This is a genomic window from Alphaproteobacteria bacterium (assembly GCA_035625915.1).
Lineage (GTDB): Bacteria > Pseudomonadota > Alphaproteobacteria > JACZXZ01 > JACZXZ01 > DATDHA01.
This window is the reverse complement of the sequence record DASPOR010000214.1, coordinates 17,353-34,782: the sequence shown is the minus strand read 5'-3', so window position 1 is coordinate 34,782 and position 17,430 is coordinate 17,353. Positions and strand designations below refer to the sequence as shown.

Here is a 17,430-nt window from a genome sequence, read left to right as displayed (position 1 = left end):
ATCTGCATTCCAATGACACCCTATACGGGACTTTACCGGCCCTTGAATACAGGCTTACGCTTTTCCAGCATTGCGCGCACACCTTCCTTTGCATCCTCCGAGTCGTGAATGACACGAGTCCAGTGCTCGGCAATCTCCATGGCGCGATCGGGCGATTCCCGGTATTGAACGCGCACGCTCTCCTTTATTGCTCGCACCGGAAGGGGTGCAGCGCCCGCGAGCTTGTGGGCAAGGTGCATAACTTCCTGATCGAAGATCTCATCGGGGAAGACGCGCGTGACAAGGCCCCAGTCATAAGCCTCCTGAGCCGTAACATCGTCGCCGAGCAACGATACGTCGAGCGTGCGGTTGCGGCCGATATAATGTACGAGGCGTGCGTTGCCCAAACCCCAGCTCGGCGCCAGACCAAGGTACACGTCGCCCGCACGGAATCTGGCCGATTGCGCCGCAAGGCGGATGTCACAGGGCCAGGCGATTGCGGTACCGCCGCCAATACACCAGCCGCGTACGGCCGAAATTATGGGTTTTGGATGATCTTCGATCAATTCGATCATTCGCATCCCAACTTCGCGGGAAGCGGCAGCGCCAGCCGAACTGGTCTCATCCTGCGTCTTGAGATCGGCGCCGGCGCAAAAGGCCCGCGTACCCGTGGCACCAATCAGGATCGCGCGAGTATCTGAACGCGCTTTCATCTCTTCGAGCGCCAGCACGATGTCTTTCAGAAGTTGCAGGGTCATAAGATTGAGAGGCGGGCGGTTGATTGTCAGCTTGGTGAGGAAGCCATCGTGCTCGACGAGTAAATCGTTGCTCATTGGTTCGTACCTTCATGGATAAAGCCGCGAACCCATGCGTCGAAAGCCACCTAACAGATTGAGTATGAGGACCAGCGCAAGGGAAACGAAAACGACAAGCGCCGAGACTGCGGCCACGGTCGGATCGATGCGGTCGGACATGTAGTTGTAGATGCGCACTGGAAGCGTCTGCAAGCTCGGGCCGGACATGAAAATCGTGGTCGTCACTTCGGAGAAAGAGAGAAGAAAGCAAAACAGGCCGGCGGTCACAATCCCGCGCGTGCAAAGCGGTAAGGTAATGAGCGACAGCATGCGGACGCGATTATACCCGAGTATCATCGCCGCCCATTCGAGCTCCTCCGGAACACTGCGTATTGTCGAGGCCAGGGAACGAATGGCGAAGGGGACGACGAGGATCGCATGCGCCAGGACAAGACCGAGGAGTTGGTTATAGAGGCCGATCCGATTGACGAATTGCAGCATGGCGATGCCGTAGACAACCGCCGGGACCAGCAGGGGTGCCGTGAAGATACCCATCAACGCGGGCGCTGCATTGCGCGGATACCGCACAAGGCCGTAGGCCGCGAGAAAACTTGCGGCAACCGTAATTAGCGAGGCGATAGCGGCGACCTCCACACTTAGAAAAAAGGCGTCGACAAATCCTGGATAGGAGAGAGCTTCTCGGTACCAGCGCAGCGAAAGCGACCCGAAAGGCATTACAAAGGTTGCGGTCGGCGTGAATGAGATCCACACGACGACCACCACCGGCGCCAGCACGACAACGAGCATGATGACGTTGATCGCACGGATCATAGCCTGACCGCCTGCCTCGAAACCCCGAGAACCGCGATGCGCTGACCAGCCCAGACGAGTGCCAGTGTGAAGGCGAGCAGGGTTACGGCAAGCGCACCCCCCAATGGCCAGTCGAGCGAGATAAGGTCGACCTGATAGGCCAGCATCGAAACGACCATGTTGCGCACGCCACCGATCAGCATCGGAATGGCAAAGGCGGTCATATTCATAATGAAGTTGATAACGAGTCCGGCAATCAAAGCGGGCAATGTCAATGGCAAGACAACGCGCCGAAATACCCCACCCGGTGTTGCGCCGAGCGTTCCCGCCGCCCAGGATAACGCCGGGTCGAGCGCACAAATCGCCGTCCACAGTGGCAAAAGGACGAACATGAAATGTCCGGGCACGAGTGCTATGACGACACCTGCCTCCGTGAGCAAAAGCCGCAGCGGACGATCGATGAGATCGAGCTGGCTCAGGACGGTATTGATCACGCCGTTGGTGCGTAAGAGCACTGTCCACCCGAGGGCTTTGACGACAGTGTTGACGAGCCACGGGCTGACATAGGCGAGGATCATCCATGATTGCAGACGCGGTGAGAGTCGCGCGATGAATAGCGCCACCGGATAAGCGAGGATGGCGCTCACCACCGTGACCGCAGCGCTGATCCGCAGAGTGCGCAGAAGGATCTCGAGATATAGTGGATCGGCGAGACGAAAATAATTTTCGACGGTCCAATGCTCGAAATCGACACCGCGCGTGGTGTTTGGGTGGAAGCTGTTAACGAAGACCTGGATCAGCGGCAAGACGAATCCGATCGCCATCACGAGGATGAGTGGCGCCGCAAAGATTGCGGATGTGCCGCCTGTCCTGTTGGCGGAAATGTGGACGTTTGCCGAACTACTGAGCACCGGTCACCACGCCGTCCGCAGCATTCCAGCCGACGGTGACGCAGTGGCCAGCGTGAAGCAAGGCGGCGTCTGCGCTCGGCAATATGGCGAGGAGCTTCAGCGTGCCGATCCGAAGGCGGCATTCGGTAGTACTGCCGCGGAAAACAAGATCCTCGATTTCGGCCGTGATTTTGTTGTCCGTCACCCCATCGGCGACCGCGACGCGTAGACTCTCTGGGCGAAGTATGAGGCTCGGGCCGGCTTCGAGAACATGGCGGTCAATTCGCGAGGGTAGCCAGACCTGTAGTTCTCCCCCCGCCAAGCCCCGCATCCGATCCGACACCTGTTCGATGCTCGTCAACTGGAACTCGTTCGCCGGACCCACGAAATTCGCGACGAACCGGTTTGCCGGGGAGTGATAGATTTCCGTCGACCGTCCAATTTGGACGATCTGACCCTCCCTCATCACTGCTATCCTGTCGGACATGGTGAAAGCCTCACCGATGTCGTGAGTGACAAGTACGGTCGTGATTCCAAGTCGGCGTTGAAGTTCCCTGATCTCAACGCGCATCTCGTCGCGCAGACGCGCATCAAGGTTGCTCAGGGGTTCATCGAGAAGAAGAAGATCGGGACGAACCGCAAGTGCGCGTGCAAGGGCCACGCGCTGCTGCTGGCCACCCGAGAGTTGAGCCGGATAGCGAGCCGCGAGCGTCTCCAACCTCACAAGGGCGAGCGCCTCCTTCGCCCGTTTATCGATCTCGCGCCGGTCTAGCCCGCGGTTTTTCAGGCCGAAGGCGACATTGTCGAAGGCTGAGAGATGCGGAAAGAGTGCGAAGCTCTGGAACACCATCGCCATGTTCCGCCGATGCATCGGCGTGCGCGTTAGATCGCGGCCATTGAGGATTACACGGCCCGAATCGATCCCATAGATGCCAGCGATCGTGCGAAGCAACGTCGTCTTCCCACAGCCGGACGGCCCAAGGAGAACGAAGAGCTCGCTCTTCACGACCGACAGATCAATTCCGTCGACCGCGCGTACGCCGTCAAAGAATTTCTTGACCCCCACAAGCTCAAGAGACATTCGGCGCACCTACGACATCATTGCAAATTGCTCTTGAATTCTTCGGGCGATCTCACGCGCAAAATCATATGCCCGTGGCGCCGGAATAACTCCACGCGAAGCCATTGCGCCGTTCTTGCCGCCAGCGATTGTCAACAATCCTATTTGGAAACCTCACGCTGGAAGCGGTCCACCCATGCCTGGCGATTATTCAGCACTGTGAAATAATCGATTTCAACGAGATTGGCCAATTTCTCCTTGTCGGGGAGCTTCGCAGCGGCCGCCTCCGAAAGTTTGACGTCTTTGTTTGTGACCGTCTGTCCATAAGTCTCCGCGCGATAAGCCAGGACCTCAGGACTGATCCACCAATTGACAAACGCGCGTGCGCCGGCAGGGTTCGGCCCGTTTTTCATGATGCCCATGGCCGTCGGGCTCATATAGGCGGGGTCCGGAATGACATAAGCGACCGGCAGGCCGCGTCGCTGCATGTCAAGCGCGCCCGCGACGCCGTGGAAGGCGAGCGCTGCCGTTCCATCCTCCAGGAATTGCGACATTTTGGCGAAGGTATCGCTCCAGTCGACCACGCCGGGACCGATCTTCTCCATGGCTTTGAAGCCCGGCTCAATGTCTCTCTCGCTGCCGCCATGGGCGCGCGCCTCGATGATCAACGCATAAAGCCCATATGCGGATGTACCCGGGGGAATCAACAACTGACCCTTCAATTCCGGCCGCTCGAGGTCAGTCCATTTGCTTGGCGGTGCCCACCCTTTCTTTGCAAATGTGTCCTTGTTGTAGATCAGGCAGAACAAGTCGCCATATGGCTCGACACCGAGGATTTGCGCCCCCTTCCGATCTTTGATCAGTGCCGGCTCGTATAGCTTCGCGATATTCGGCACGGACGACCGATCGAGCGGGACGTAAAGGTCCTGATCAATCCCGCTGAGCCAGGGCAAAAGGTCCGACTGCACGACATCAACCTGTGGGTTCGATTTCTGTGCAATCGCCGTCGCCATGATTTCGGTACCGGTGGCCTTGGGGACGAGCACCACGCGAAAGCCCGCCGCGTCGGCAAATTTCTGGGCCCAATTATCGCGTTCCAACATTTGCTGGATGGTGCCACCCCAGGTGAGGAGATAGACCGTCTTTTCATCCGCCCTCGCGCGCGGCATGACGATCGATATCGTGGCACCCGCGAGAATTAAGCTCGCAGACCGACGCGTGAAAAGCGGCTTACCGGCGTTGGCCTTGCTACTCATGTTCCGTGTTCCCGTCGTCGTTTCGGTAGAGTTCTTTGAGACGTCGGGGCCGGCGCGAGGGGTCGGCATCGAATTCGCTCGCCGTATAAGGGCATCACGATCGTCCCTGCAAAGGCCGGCGGGCGCCTCTCAATTCGGTTGCACCCGCCCGAAATTCGCGTCGGCAAGCGCGAAATAGCCCGCATTTTCAACATATCGCGGAAATATTTGTCCTGCAAGCCGCAGCCCAAGGACGAGTAAAAATGTGCAACACTTGGCGGGCGTCTGGATTTGAGAACGTTTGCGCCAAGGAGGTATTTGGGACTTACTATCCGCGTGTACATCGAAATCGACGGCGGTTCCTCGGTCTCATGTCATTCGACGATTTGCCACCGCTTCCGGCCCTGATACACCCCGACGGTCCGCGCTATGTCGACCACATCATGACGCTTGGGCGGCAGGCGCAGTCGGCGACGAGATGCGTTCTCGATCAACCCTACGGACCGGATTACTGGCAGAAACTCGATGTCTATCTGCCTGACGGCGAGAGTCACGCCGATCTGCCGGTCTTGTGTTTTTTACCTGGCGGGGCTTGGGTCAACGGCTGCAAGGAATGGCTCGCCTTCATGGCACCCGCCATTGTTGGCACGCCGGCGGCTTTCGTTGCCGTTTCCTATCGCCATGCGCCGGCGGCACGGTTCCCCGCACAGCTTGAAGACACGTTGGATGCGGTTGGCTGGATTCTACGCAACATCGCTAAATACGGGGGTAATCCGCATAGAATCCATCTTGGCGGTCATTCCGCAGGCGGCCATCTCGCGGCGTTGGCAACGTTGCGGCGTGATGCTGCGCGCGCCCGCGGGGTGCCCGACGGCGCGATTCAAAGTTGCCTGGCGATCAGCGCACCATTCGATCTGGCAAGCGACGACCCCGTGCGCCGCCAGAAAGTCGCTAGCTTTTTGTCGCGACCCGAGGACGTCACCGTCGCAAGCCCGATTTGCTTTACGATGGGAAACCATGTCCGGTTCCACATTACCTACGGCGCAAAGGATCTTCCCGAACTCATTCCGCAGGCGAGCCGGATGGCGGACGCTTTGCGCGCCGCGGGAAACGTTGCCGAGCTTCTCGAGCTTGAGTGCCGCAATCACTTCAACACGCACGAGGATTGCGGCATCGCCGATCGCCCGTGGACGACCAGGGTCCGCACCCTCTTGCGTAACACCTGATCGCGATGGATTATCTGCCAATTATTCAGTGAGGAGACAAATGGCTCGACTTCGGCATTTTGCGATCGTCGCTCGGGATCTCGAGAAATCTGCGCGGTTCTACGAGCAGGTTTTCGATCTCAAGCGGGTCGGGCGCGAGGATCTCGACTTCGCGTCCGCCATCTATTTGAGCGATGGCGTCATCAACCTCGCAATCCTCAAATACCGTGGCAAGCGGGGATCGGGGCTCGACAATGCCGAGAGTTTCGTCGGCGCCCATCATTTTGGTTTTCAGGTCGACGATATGGTCGAGACCCAAAAGCGAATAGAGGAAGCGGGCGGTACCTTTTTCTTTGACCTCGGCAACGATCAGGAAAAGGAAAACTTCGAGCGCAAATTCAAGGATCCCGACGGTATCATCTTCGACATCTCCCGTAAGGGCTGGTTGGGCGCCAAGGAATAAGTCTCAATGTGTCACGGTACCGCGGCGACCGCAGATATCTCCACCAACAACTCCGGTAAAGCGAGTCGCGAGACCTCGACGATGGCACTGGCCGGGCCATCCTTGGGAAAGTAGCGCAATCGGATATCCGCGATCTCATTGAATGCTCGGATGTCGGTCACGTAGACGGTAACGCTAACGACGTCTTCCATGTCGGCGGCATGTGCGCGAAGAATGAGCCGAATATTTTCCAAGACCTGGACCGCCTGTACGCGAAGGTCTCCCTTGCCGATGATCTTACCCTCGGGGTCGACGGCAACTTGACCCGCAACGAACAGGAGCGGCCCCGCGGTCACACGAACGGCGTTGGAGTAATGGGGCTTCAGGGGCTTTGCAACGCCCTCGGGGTTCATGGCGGCCTTGCGTGGTGTGATCATTGAGCCTCCAGAATTTGCGACCAATTTCGATCGTCCACGCATCAGGACGATTGCGAGTGGCGATCCTTGCCATGCAGTTGGTCAAGTGCTCGTTCGATGGCAGCGATGATGCCGAGGTAACCCGTACATCGGCAAAGATTGCCGCTGAGCTCGGCGCGGATCCTTGCGCGGTCCGCCCCCGGCAACCGCGTCACGATGTCGTATGCCGTCGCGAGCATGCCCGGCGTACAGAAACCGCACTGAAGGGCATGGCATTCGGTGAAGCAGCGGTGAATAACGCCCATAATTTTGTCGCCTCTAAATCCCTCGACCGTGCGCACATCGCGCCCATCAGCACTGGCGGCCAACATGAGACACGAGCGGATTGGCCTTCCGTCGACAAGCAGCGTGCAAGCACCGCAGACACCATGTTCACACCCGAGGTGCGTACCGGTCAGGCGCTGGCTGTCGCGAATGAAGTCGGCAAGGGAAGTCCGTGGTTCAACCAACCCCTCGACGGGATGTCCATTGAGGCGAAGATGAACCGTGATCATGCGGCTAGAGCCTCGCGTGCGGCCCGTGCCATGCTCGCTTCAAACAGCGCGAGGTCGTAAAACGGCAACGGCGCCACAGATGCGCCGCTGTGAATGTCGGTACGGACCGCCTCCTTGATCGCAGGACCATCGATGCTGGTCCATCCCGGTTTTTCGGCGATGCGTCGCGCGGTCAGAGGCATGATCGTAGGTGCCTGGGCACGCCCGGCAAGTACGGCTCGCACTGAGTTGCGCGCGCGGTCAATCGCCACGATGGCGACGGCTTCGGCGAAGTCGCCTGGCTTTGCGGAAATCTTGCAATGCCCCCAGCACAGCGCAGCGTCGAAGCGCCTCAGACGGATCGCCGTGATCATTTCGTCCTCCGCCAGTGCCGTCGTTAGCGGACCAGTCACGAAATCGGCAACCTGCATTCTACGAGCGCCCCGCACGCTTCGGATATCGAGTGCAGCATCCAACGCGATCATCGTCGGCGGCCAATCCGCTGCCGGATCGGCATGGGCGAGGCTACCTCCGATCGTCCCACGATTGCGCACCGCGCGATGTGCGATGCCTCCTGCGACCCGCCTCAATAGGCCACGCGCGACGTCGACGACACGGCCGTCCTCTATGTCGGCGTGGCAGATTCCAGCGCCAAGAATGATTTCGTCGCTCGTTTCTTCGACGCGCTGCAACTCCTGGATTCGACCAATATCGATAACCAGCTCAGGCATCGCGAGTCGCAAATTAAGCATCGGCCCTAGCGACTGGCCGCCGGCTAGCAAGCGGCCTCGTCCAGCGCTGCCCGCAAGAAGGTGCAGTGCTTCTTCGATTGAGTTCGGCCGCGTATATTCGAATTTGGCGGGCTTCATGAGCGTGACGGCCTTTGCCGAGTCGCATCGAGAACGCGTTTGGGAGTCATCGGCGTTTCCAGGATTTCAACGCCCAATGCGCGAAGCGCGTCGTTGACCGCGTTGGCGATCGCAGCGGGTGGGCCGATCGCACCGGACTCGCCAACACCCTTCATGCCAAACTCCGAGAAAGGTGACGGTGTTTCCATGTGCACGATACGAACGTCCGGGATCGCCGCGGCACCGGGTACACGATAGTCGGCAAGCGTGGCCGCCAAGGGTTGGCCCTGCTCGTTATAAGTCGATTCCTCGAAAAGCGCGTTGCCGATGCCCGCCGCGAGACCGCCGATCACCTGACCTTCGACCAGTAACGGGTTCACCATGCGCCCGCAATCCTCGACGATCACGTAATCGAGGATCTCGACAGTGCCGATCTCCGGATCGACGGCGACCGTGACGCCGTGGACCGAGTATGAAAAAACGCCGCCGTCGATCGCTTTGTAGCCCGCGATAGCTGTAAGGCCTTGTGGATCGACATCGGCCGGCAGTTCCTCAGGATGATGGTACCAGGCACGGCCGATCTCGGCGAAAGAGACGCTGCCATGCGGACAAACTACATGGCCGTCGCGAATTTCAACCTCCGATTCCTTCGCCTGCAGAAGATGCGCGCCGATCCGGGCAAGAGATTTTCGTAGGAGCTTGCAAGCAGTCACGACTGCACCACCGGCCGAAACCGTGCTGCGCGAGGTGTAGGTGCCCGTCCCGACAGGCGAGATCGATGTATCGCCATATCGCACGGTGATTTTGTCCGGGTGGATGCCGAGAACCTCCGCAGCGATTTGAGCGAAAATCGTCTCGTGACCTTGACCGTCGGAATGGACGCCGACGTCGACAACGAGTTCCCCATCGCCAGTAAGCCGCGCGGTCGCCGGCTCGAGTCCTGGAACCAATTCAATGCCCCATGCGGAATAACCAAATGGACCCGTGCCATAGGCAGTCTGTTCGTAAAAGGCGGCAAAGCCGAGCCCTATGAGCCGCCCATCGGGCTCACCACGCTTCTGCCGCTCACGCACGGCCTCAACGCGGATAAGTTCCGCAGCACGTCGCATCGCTTCGGGATAGTCGCCGCTATCAAGAAGCTTGCGTGAAATGGTCCGGTACGGCATCTGCTCGGGACGGACGAGATTGCGAAGCCTTACTTCATGCGGCTCGAGCCCGACCACGTGGGCGAGCGCGTCTATCATTGTCTCATGCGCGAAGCACGCACCGGGGCGCGCGACGCCGCGATAGGGTTGGGAAGGCGGCTTGTTGGTGGCCACGGTCACGGCACGTCCTCGTACCGCCTTTACGTCGTATGGGCCCTGAATATTGCCGGGTGCGGTGCCCGCCTCGATTCCAGCGGGCCAGGGCCACGGCGAGTATGCGCCGGTGTCGCACCAAGCCTCGCAGTCGATGGCAAGAATCTTTGCGGACTCGTCGGCGTAGCCGGTCACCCGATACCAGTGATCCCTACAGTTGGCGTCGCAGACGAGGTGCTCATACCGATCCTGGACCCATCGAACCGGTCGGCCAAGCCGCAACGCCGCCCATGTAACCGCAATCGTCTCTCCATCGAGGTATGTCTTGAGCCCGAACGCACCACCAACGTCCGGTGAGATAACGCGGATGCGCCGCTGGCTCAATCCAAGAAAGTTGGCGAGACCGATTTGAATGGGCACCGGTAGCTGGTGCGAGACGTAAACCGATATCTCGCCGGTCCGCTTATCCTCGTAAGCAAGGCATGCACGCCCCTCTAGCGGCATTGGGGTCTGGCGGTTCATGCGGAATTCCCGCGTAATCACATGCTTGGCCGACTTAATCGCCGCGTCCATATCGCCCCAATCGAACCGCGACTCGCAGAAGAGATTGTCGGCCCACTCATCGTGAACGCGCGGCGACGTCGGATCGAGGGCACGTTTCATGTCGACGACCGCCTCGAGCGGTTCATAGTCGGCCGCGGTTTCGTGGATCAGGTCCTCGGCGACGGCGGCTGTTTCCGCCACCGCCATGGCAACCGCCTCGCCGGCATAGCGGACCTTGCCAACCGCCAGAACCGGGAAATCAGCCGCTTTGAATCCTGCAAAGTTTGGACTTGAGCGGATTGCCCTGATGCCATCGAGATCGGCGGCGACAAAGACCCGATTGTCCTGTCCACGAGGTTTGCGCACGGACTTGAGACGCGCGTGGGCGTGGGGGCTGCGCAAGAACGCTGCATGCATCATGCCCGGAAGGACGATGTCGGCAACGTACTGGCCCCGGCCCTCAAGAAATCGCGCGTCCTCCTTGCGGAGGAGTCGTTCCCCTATTCCCCCCCTTGCCATTCGACATTGTTCGCGCTGGGGAGTCGTTCTGTCAATCTAGGTCTCGCGTGGCGGAGTCGATGATTCCGCCGCGTTAACGCAGTACGATAACCTGCACTTGGTCATGACCTTTTGCAGCGAGGTGCGCAGATGCTTGCGACGGACCTGAGCGGCAAGGCAGCACTCGTAACCGGCGCTGCCGCAGGAATCGGGCTGGCGACGGCGACGCTATTGGCGCGAATGGGAGCCTACGTGGCATTGAACGATCTGCCGCAAAACGCCACTTTGGCATCCGAAGTCGAGCAACTTTGTGCCGAAGGCCATAAGGCGGTGGCCGCCCCAGGCGATGTCGGCGACCCTGAGGACGCGAAATCAATGGTGCAAACGACCGTCGCCAAGCTGGGTCGGCTCGATTACCTGATCAATAACGCGGCAACGCCCGGCACCCCGCATCCAATTTCGCCAAGCGATCTTCACCGCCAGACGGAAGCGTTCTGGCAGCGGCTATTGTCCGTCAATCTCCTTGGACCATTTCGCTGCACGAAGGCAGCAGCACCGCACCTCAGGGCCGCCCATGGCGCCGTCGTTAATACAGCGTCGATTTCCGCATTCGCCGGCGGCGGCAGCAGCTCGGTCTATTGCGCGACAAAAGCCGCCCTCGTCAACATGACCAAAGAACTCGCACGTGGCCTTGCCCCCGAAGTTCGCGTGAATGCGATCGCTCCGGGGATCGTCCACGGGTCTGCGTGGGAATGCAAATGGGACCCTGAATGGATGGGCCGGGCAATTGCGAGCGTGCCGCTCAAGCGGGCCGGCACGCCCGCGGACTATGCCGAAGTCATCCTCTTCCTTTGCGCGGGAGCAGGCTACGTTACGGGCGAGACGATTGTCGTGGACGGTGGCCTTAGCGCATGAGTGCTGGGTCACCCCCATGCGAGCGACCGCTCGCAAGCAGCGAGGATACGACCGGTTGTTGGAAGATATCGCTTCTCGAGTTTCGGAAGCGGCATGACGACATCGTAGCCGGTGACCCGCCCAACTGGCGCCAAAAGCGCCGTCATTGCTCGTTCTGCGAGGATTGCTGCGATTTCCGCGCCGAATCCAGCCGTGCGGGCCGCCTCGTGGACGATCACGCAGCGCCCCGTCTTGGAGACCGAGCGGAGCACAGTCTCCGCATCGAAGGGCTTTATCGTGGCGACGTCGATGACTTCGGCCGACACCCCGCGTTCGGCGAGTGTTGACGCTGCCGCAAGCGTTTCCTGCATCATCGCACCCCACGCGACGAGGGTCAGGTCGTCCCCTTCGCGCACCACGTCGCAACAATCGAGCGGCCAGCCATCGCCGCTATCTTCCACGTTTGCCTTCACTGATCGGTAGAGGCGCGTCGGCTCAAGGAAAATAACGGGGTCTGGATCGCGGATCGCCGACAGCAAAAGCCCGTAGGCCTTTGCCGGCGTGGATGGAATGACCACCCTAAGGCCCGGAATATGAGCCAGGATCGACTCGATAGCCTCAGAATGATGCTCGGGTGCCTGGACGCCGCCGCCATGGGTCACCCGGAGCACGATCGGGCAGCTAATCCGCCCCCGCGTGCGCGTGCGCAATCGAGAGGCATGGTTTGCGAGATTGTCGAGCACGGGATAGAGGAAACCTTGAAACTGGATTTCGCAGACGGGTTTCATTCCTTGTGTCGACATGCCGACTGCAAGGCCTCCAATCATTGTCTCGGCCAGTGGCGTGTCGAGCACTCGTTTGCCGCCGTATCGCTGGTAGAGGCCTTCCGTCGCACGGAACACCCCGCCATGAACACCAACGTCCTGCCCGAAGATCACAACCGCTGGATCGTCCTCGAGTGCGCGCCTCAAAGCCATGTTGATCGCTTGGATGACGTTGACTTCAGCCATCGACGTGTTGCAGCGCATCCGCCTGCTGGGCCAAGTAGGCGGCCGGCAGTTCGGCATGAAGATAAGCAAACATACTATCAACCGCGGGCGCGGTATGGGCGAGATAGAGGGCGACGCTGTGCTCGATCGAGGATGCCAACTCCGCCTGCAAGGCCTCCTCGTCAACTTCGGACCATAAGCCCCGATTTTCGAGGAATGCGCGCATCCGTTTCAGCGGGCAATAGGGCCAGCGCGCCTCGACCTCGGCGTGTTCGCGATAGCGCGTCGAGTCGTCAGCCGTGTTGTGATCGTTCAGACGGTAGGTCAAACATTCGATGAGGCTCGCCCCGACTCCTGCGCGGGCGAACTCGAGCGCCTCCTGCATGGCGTCGTGAACGGCGATCACGTCATTTCCGTCGACTTGAAGAACCTGAAGTCCGCCGGCTAGTCCCTTCTGGGCGAGCGTTTTTGCAGCCGTTTGCCGCTCGAGCGGGGTCGAAATAGCCCAGCCATTATTGGTAATGACGAATACGACCGGCAGCGACCACGCACCTGCGACATTGAATGCCTCATAGACATCGCCTTTCGACGTGGCCCCGTCACCGAACACACAGACAGCGGTACGATCCTCGCCTCTGAGTTTGAACGCTGTGGCCACACCTGCGGCATGGAGGGCGTGATTGCCAACGGTGATGCAAACCGGCAGATCGTGCCTCACGCGCGGGTCGGCGTAGGCATTGCCACTTTCATCGCCACCCCAGTAGATCAATAGCTCGTCCATCCGAACGCCGCGCCAAATCTGAGCACCCCCTTCTCGATAAGAGGGCACGAGCACATCTCGCTCTCGCATGGCAGATGCAACGCCAACTGGTACTGCCTCCTGGCCAAGTGCAGTCGCGTACGTGCCGAGACGGCCAGTGCGTTGCAAGTTCACGCATTTGGCATCGAAGGCGCGTGCCTGAGACATCGCGCGATAGAGTCGCTTGAGAAATTGCGGATCGGCAGCGCTTGCGGGAAGTGTGGCCACGGCAATGCCATGCTCATCGAGGTATTGCCGACGTCGGATTTCGAACGCTGCAACAAGCGTATCGGGCTTTCCCGTCTGGCCTTCCGCCATTCGTTTCTCCGGTCGCAGCCTACCGATCAGTAATATCCATGATAAGCCCGCCGATGAGCGCCTTCGTAGAAGTAATTGATCATGGTAATGAAATCGAACACGGGGAGACCCGTCGCATCCTGTACTGCCTTCGCGTAAGGCGGCAACATGGAGCACTCGAACACGATGGCGCCCATGTCGGGGTACCGCTCCTTCAGGTCCTGAGCACATGCAATCGTCTCGGCCTCGATCATGTCGGAATCGAGGTCGCCGGCTTCCTCGAGAATGGCCTGCCTGAAGTGCGGCTGATCTTCCATGCCCCGGATGACCACGTTGATCTCGCTCTTGATCCCCGCCAGCTCCAGTACCCTGTTGCCGAGATTAGTGCGGCTGGCCGTGATGCAGCCGACCGGACGCGAAGGTTCGAACATTTGGGCCAGGAACGGGATCTGCAAGAGGCTCGACATGAATACCGGCACTTTGACTGCCTTTTTCACGGCCTCCTGGTACTGGATGAGGAATCCGCAATCGCTCGATATGCCGCGCACACCGAAAGCCTCAAGCTCTCTCGCCGCCTCCACGATAGCGGTCTCGCACTCCGGATCCCCCGCAAAGACGCGATCGAGCGTCAGGCCCTTCACGAGCTTGAACAGAACCGGATAGCGATAGGTCGTCGCGTTACCGACATCGCCCGGTATGAAGGGCCCACGATAATCGAGCAGGAGCACCCCTATGGCGTGCCCGTAGGTGTCGGCATTGCGCACGCGATATTTAGGCATGGAACACCCTCCCTGGTGGTCGCGCGCACACTTTCGAATTGCGATGAAATCCAATGCTAATAACACGACGACGCCGGGTCAATATTGCCGCGGTCCTCCCGTGCGCCGCCTCTGTCATTCCGGTCGTTCGAGGTCCGCGACCACGGCCAATATGAAACGGGCAGCCTCACCGCCGGTGATCGCCCGATGATCATAGCTAAGGGAAAGCGGTAAAACTGGACGGACAACGGGCCGTTCTTCTTGGGCAAGCACACGAGGCGTGAGCCGCCCTGCACCGAGAATTGCGACCTGTGGTGGTACGACGACCGGTGTAGCATGGAGGCCGCCGATCATCCCATAGTTCGAAAGCGTAATAGTCGCACCACGCAACTCGTCGACGCGCAGCGTGCGCGCATGTGCCGCCGCAACCAAACGGTCAAGTTCGGCGCGAAGATTTGCTGAATCACGCCCCTGGACGTCCTTCAGCACCGGTACGATAAGGCCGTCCGCGGTGTCGACGGCAATTCCTACATCGATCCTGCGATTCATCTTCAGACCGTGGTGCATTTCGAACCAGGCATTCAATACAGGCTCGGTCTCAATCGCGGCGATAAGCGCGCGAAGCAGCCGTACCGTGAGGTTCGTTCGGACTCGAGAGGGAGCGAACGTGGCCTCCTCATGAACGGTCGCCGGCACAACCTCGGCGTGCGAACGCGCCATCGTTCGCGCCATCGCACGTCTCGTTCCGGCGAGCGGACGATAGTCCGCCGTGACGTCGCTCTCAGTTACGGCTGGCCCTATCTGTTCCGGTTCGACTCCCGAACGGGCCCTGAATGCCGCGGCCAGGTCGCGGACCAGGATTGCACCCTCCGGGCCCGAACCTTTGACTGTCGTCAGATCCACGGCAAGTTCTCGCGCAAGCAACCGCACCGCGGGCATTGCGACAATGCGATCTGAACCCGCGAATGGCCGCAGCGGCGGAAACTCAATTAACGGTCTATTGGTGCTGAGGTGCTGTTCACGACCTGCAGTAGCAGTGGCCGAGGTATCTTCAAATTCGACAATCACCGCTCCGACTTTGACGGTTTCGCCAGTACGGGCGCATAGCTTCCCAATGCGACCAGTCCAAGGTGCGGGTACCTCGACTACCGCCTTTTCCGTTTCGACTGAGACGAGCGGATCGTCGGACCTGACCTGATCACCCTCTCCTACGTGCCATTCCCTTATCTCTGCCTCCTGCAGGCCTTCTCCCAGATCTGGAAGCCGGAAAGCCTTCATGGACCACCTGCGCTGTGAATGCAGTAAATTGCACTAGATTAGGCCAAATCTTCCAAGCGCGCATCGTCGCATCGGCGCAAATCGCGACTTGATCTACGCCTGCGCTTGGTTCAGCTTCGACGATCACCGAACAAGACCCACATGCTCAATGGCCCAATTGTTCAAAAGTTAGATTACCTCGAGCGCCCGATCGGAGATGCGCATGGCGAGTGCGACGTCCGTTACCTTCCACATTCATTTCGAGACGCGGCGCACGCGCGCGGTGGTCTTCCGTATGACGACCGAGTTGATCGACGCGGCCAAGTCGAGGTCTGGCATGTCGGACATTCACACGACCCTGGGCTCCGATCTCGCGGACCTTACCCCACTTGCCACGGCCAACGCCCTCGTGACGTCCAACGACGTGCTCCGCGACCCCAAATTTCCGCTGCGCGACCTCTTGCGGCAGGCGCCAAACCTTCAGTGGATACATATCAACGGTGCGGGAATCGAGCCCCTGTTGCCGCTCGATTGGTTACCTGACCGAATCCGGCTTACGAATAACAGCGGCGTCCATGTAGAGAAGCTGCGCGAGTTCGCATTGATGGCGCTTCTGATGATGCATGCGCGCCTTCCGGCAATGATGACGAACCAAAGAGAATCCCGCTGGGAGCAGATTTTCACCCCGAGAATTAAAGGTCGGACCGTTCTGGTCATTGGTGTCGGCCACATGGGTGGCACGGTAGCTGAGGCTGCGAAATCTCTTGGATGCCGCGTACTTGGCATTCGGATGAGAGGTGCGCCTCATCCCCATGTCGATCGTATGTTTCGCGAAGACGAACTTGACCAAGTGCTGCCACAGGCCGACATAGTCGTCCTGTCCGTGCCAGTGACGCCTCGGACGAAACTGCTCATGAACCGGGAGCGGTTCGCGCTGATGAAGCCTGGGGCCGCCTTCATGAACATTGGTCGTGCCGCTTCAATCGACCATGAAGTGCTCGCCGAGGTGCTTAAGTCTGGCACTCTCTCGGGTGCGGTCATAGACGTTCACGAGCGGGAGCCGTTGCCGTCCACCTCTCCGCTCTGGCGCACGCCCAACCTCGTGATCACGCCGCACGTGTCCTCAGACGACGCTGAGAACTACATGCCCAAAACCATGGATATTGTTTTCGAGAACGCGCGCCGATTGCGCAGCGGTGAAGCGCTGAAAAACGTCGTTGATCCGGTCCGGGGCTATTAAATGGCCTGCAAGACCGCCGCTAGATCGTCACCTGGTTCGCTGACGCCAACTCGCAAAAACGAACCAGGCGCGAGCCGACGATTCTGCCGGGGACTATAGTCTGACGGCTTGTGTTGGGAACGCTACCGACACAGGCTCCTGCATGAAACTCCGGCCGATTGCTCCAACGACGGCGATCGGGATAGTCGCCACACAGACGGCAATGAAGCTGCGCATTGTGGTTCTCCCGCTTCGTTCACTGGCTTACCGCGACCTGTTTCGTCACACTGGCCCTCTCCGGACCCAAAATCACTTTCGGCAAGTCGCTGTTGTTGCCACTCATAATCCCCGAAGCCTTCACGGCGTGATCGAAATGGGCGAGGTACGCCCACAACTATCTGAGCTTTCCGTTCACGCTTGGCGTCGTCTTGATCTTCTTCATGTGGCTCGCAGGCAACGTCCCAATCGCGTCGATTTCGAATGGATTAGGCGAGGCGGCGGGCTGATCGGACACGATCATCCGCCCGCCCATCGATTCAACGGTGGCCAGAAGGTCGTTTATCGGCCGAGCTCATTTTAGGACGAATGGTCGCTTTTTCCCGGTCGCTAACCCCGGGCGCTATCGGTACAATTCAATTTAATCCCTGGCGGAATATGGGGTCGGCC

16 protein-coding genes and 2 pseudogenes are annotated in these 17,430 nt (G+C 59.6%); 5 read left to right on the top strand and 13 right to left on the bottom strand.

From position 1 onward, the window contains the following. Positions 1 to 32: 32 nt before the first annotated feature. From VEJ16_17640 to VEJ16_17620, 5 genes are all read right to left on the bottom strand, one after another. Positions 33 to 812: an enoyl-CoA hydratase-related protein gene (locus VEJ16_17640; GenBank protein HYB11485.1), complete on the bottom strand. Its 780-nt coding sequence runs from the start codon at positions 810 to 812 to the stop codon at positions 33 to 35. Positions 813 to 824: 12 nt separating this feature from the next. Beyond that, complete coding sequence (locus VEJ16_17635) at positions 825 to 1,604, bottom strand: ABC transporter permease (GenBank protein HYB11484.1); 780 nt, start codon at positions 1,602 to 1,604, stop codon at positions 825 to 827. Continuing rightward, positions 1,601 to 2,494 (bottom strand): ABC transporter permease, encoded by an 894-nt coding sequence (locus tag VEJ16_17630; protein HYB11483.1) that lies wholly within the window; start codon positions 2,492 to 2,494, stop codon positions 1,601 to 1,603. Before VEJ16_17630 ends, VEJ16_17635 begins: the two co-directional genes overlap by 4 nt. Beyond that, the gene (locus VEJ16_17625; GenBank protein ID HYB11482.1) at positions 2,484 to 3,554 is read right to left on the bottom strand and encodes an ABC transporter ATP-binding protein; all 1,071 of its coding nucleotides are present in this window, start codon (positions 3,552 to 3,554) and stop codon (positions 2,484 to 2,486) included. The genes VEJ16_17630 and VEJ16_17625 overlap by 11 nt, the downstream gene beginning before the upstream one ends. Before the next feature lie 140 nt (positions 3,555 to 3,694). Then, positions 3,695 to 4,789, bottom strand: a complete 1,095-nt coding sequence (locus VEJ16_17620) for an extracellular solute-binding protein (protein HYB11481.1) — start codon at positions 4,787 to 4,789, stop codon at positions 3,695 to 3,697. A gap of 350 nt (positions 4,790 to 5,139) precedes the next feature. On the opposite strand from VEJ16_17620, the gene VEJ16_17615 reads away from it, so the two are divergent. Continuing rightward, on the top strand, positions 5,140 to 5,994 hold the full coding sequence (locus VEJ16_17615; protein HYB11480.1) for an alpha/beta hydrolase: 855 nt from the start codon (positions 5,140 to 5,142) through the stop codon (positions 5,992 to 5,994). 40 nt (positions 5,995 to 6,034) lie between these two features. Beyond that, the gene (locus VEJ16_17610; protein ID HYB11479.1) at positions 6,035 to 6,436 is read left to right on the top strand and encodes a VOC family protein; all 402 of its coding nucleotides are present in this window, start codon (positions 6,035 to 6,037) and stop codon (positions 6,434 to 6,436) included. A gap of 11 nt (positions 6,437 to 6,447) precedes the next feature. On the opposite strand, the gene VEJ16_17605 is transcribed toward VEJ16_17610, so the two are convergent. From VEJ16_17605 to VEJ16_17590, 4 genes and pseudogenes are all read right to left on the bottom strand, one after another. After that, positions 6,448 to 6,852 carry a RidA family protein gene (locus tag VEJ16_17605; GenBank protein HYB11478.1) on the bottom strand — a complete coding sequence of 135 codons (405 nt, stop codon included), beginning with the start codon at positions 6,850 to 6,852 and terminating at the stop codon, positions 6,448 to 6,450. Between the two features lie 95 nt (positions 6,853 to 6,947). Continuing rightward, positions 6,948 to 7,385, bottom strand: a pseudogene (locus tag VEJ16_17600) ((2Fe-2S)-binding protein). Then, the gene (locus VEJ16_17595; protein ID HYB11477.1) at positions 7,382 to 8,233 is read right to left on the bottom strand and encodes an FAD binding domain-containing protein; all 852 of its coding nucleotides are present in this window, start codon (positions 8,231 to 8,233) and stop codon (positions 7,382 to 7,384) included. The pseudogene VEJ16_17600 and the gene VEJ16_17595 overlap by 4 nt, the downstream one beginning before the upstream one ends. Beyond that, the gene (locus VEJ16_17590; GenBank protein HYB11476.1) at positions 8,230 to 10,572 is read right to left on the bottom strand and encodes a xanthine dehydrogenase family protein molybdopterin-binding subunit; all 2,343 of its coding nucleotides are present in this window, start codon (positions 10,570 to 10,572) and stop codon (positions 8,230 to 8,232) included. Before VEJ16_17590 ends, VEJ16_17595 begins: the two co-directional genes overlap by 4 nt. 129 nt (positions 10,573 to 10,701) lie before the next feature. Between VEJ16_17590 and VEJ16_17585 the strand changes: the two genes are divergently transcribed. After that, a complete protein-coding gene (locus tag VEJ16_17585) occupies positions 10,702 to 11,466 on the top strand; it encodes an SDR family oxidoreductase (GenBank protein ID HYB11475.1) in 765 nt (254 codons plus the stop codon). An 8-nt stretch (positions 11,467 to 11,474) separates the two neighbouring features. Here VEJ16_17585 and VEJ16_17580 read toward each other — a convergent pair whose 3' ends face one another. The 4 genes from VEJ16_17580 to VEJ16_17565 all read right to left on the bottom strand — a co-directional run bounded on the left by VEJ16_17580 (position 11,475) and on the right by VEJ16_17565 (position 15,566). After that, positions 11,475 to 12,455, bottom strand: coding sequence for an alpha-ketoacid dehydrogenase subunit beta (locus tag VEJ16_17580; GenBank protein HYB11474.1), 981 nt, complete (start codon positions 12,453 to 12,455; stop codon positions 11,475 to 11,477). After that, on the bottom strand, positions 12,448 to 13,551 hold the full coding sequence (gene pdhA, locus VEJ16_17575) for a pyruvate dehydrogenase (acetyl-transferring) E1 component subunit alpha (protein ID HYB11473.1): 1,104 nt from the start codon (positions 13,549 to 13,551) through the stop codon (positions 12,448 to 12,450). The genes VEJ16_17580 and pdhA overlap by 8 nt, the downstream gene beginning before the upstream one ends. Before the next feature lie 26 nt (positions 13,552 to 13,577). After that, entirely contained in the window at positions 13,578 to 14,309 is a 732-nt protein-coding gene (locus VEJ16_17570) for an aspartate/glutamate racemase family protein (GenBank protein ID HYB11472.1), read from the bottom strand. Between the two features lie 114 nt (positions 14,310 to 14,423). Beyond that, positions 14,424 to 15,566 (bottom strand): dihydrolipoamide acetyltransferase family protein, encoded by a 1,143-nt coding sequence (locus tag VEJ16_17565; GenBank protein HYB11471.1) that lies wholly within the window; start codon positions 15,564 to 15,566, stop codon positions 14,424 to 14,426. 202 nt (positions 15,567 to 15,768) lie between these two features. Here VEJ16_17565 and VEJ16_17560 point away from each other — a divergent pair, with 202 nt between their 5' ends. Further along, complete coding sequence (locus tag VEJ16_17560) at positions 15,769 to 16,785, top strand: D-2-hydroxyacid dehydrogenase (protein ID HYB11470.1); 1,017 nt, start codon at positions 15,769 to 15,771, stop codon at positions 16,783 to 16,785. A 221-nt stretch (positions 16,786 to 17,006) separates the two neighbouring features. Beyond that, positions 17,007 to 17,326, top strand: a pseudogene (locus VEJ16_17555) (cytochrome b/b6 domain-containing protein). Positions 17,327 to 17,430: the final 104 nt, after the last annotated feature.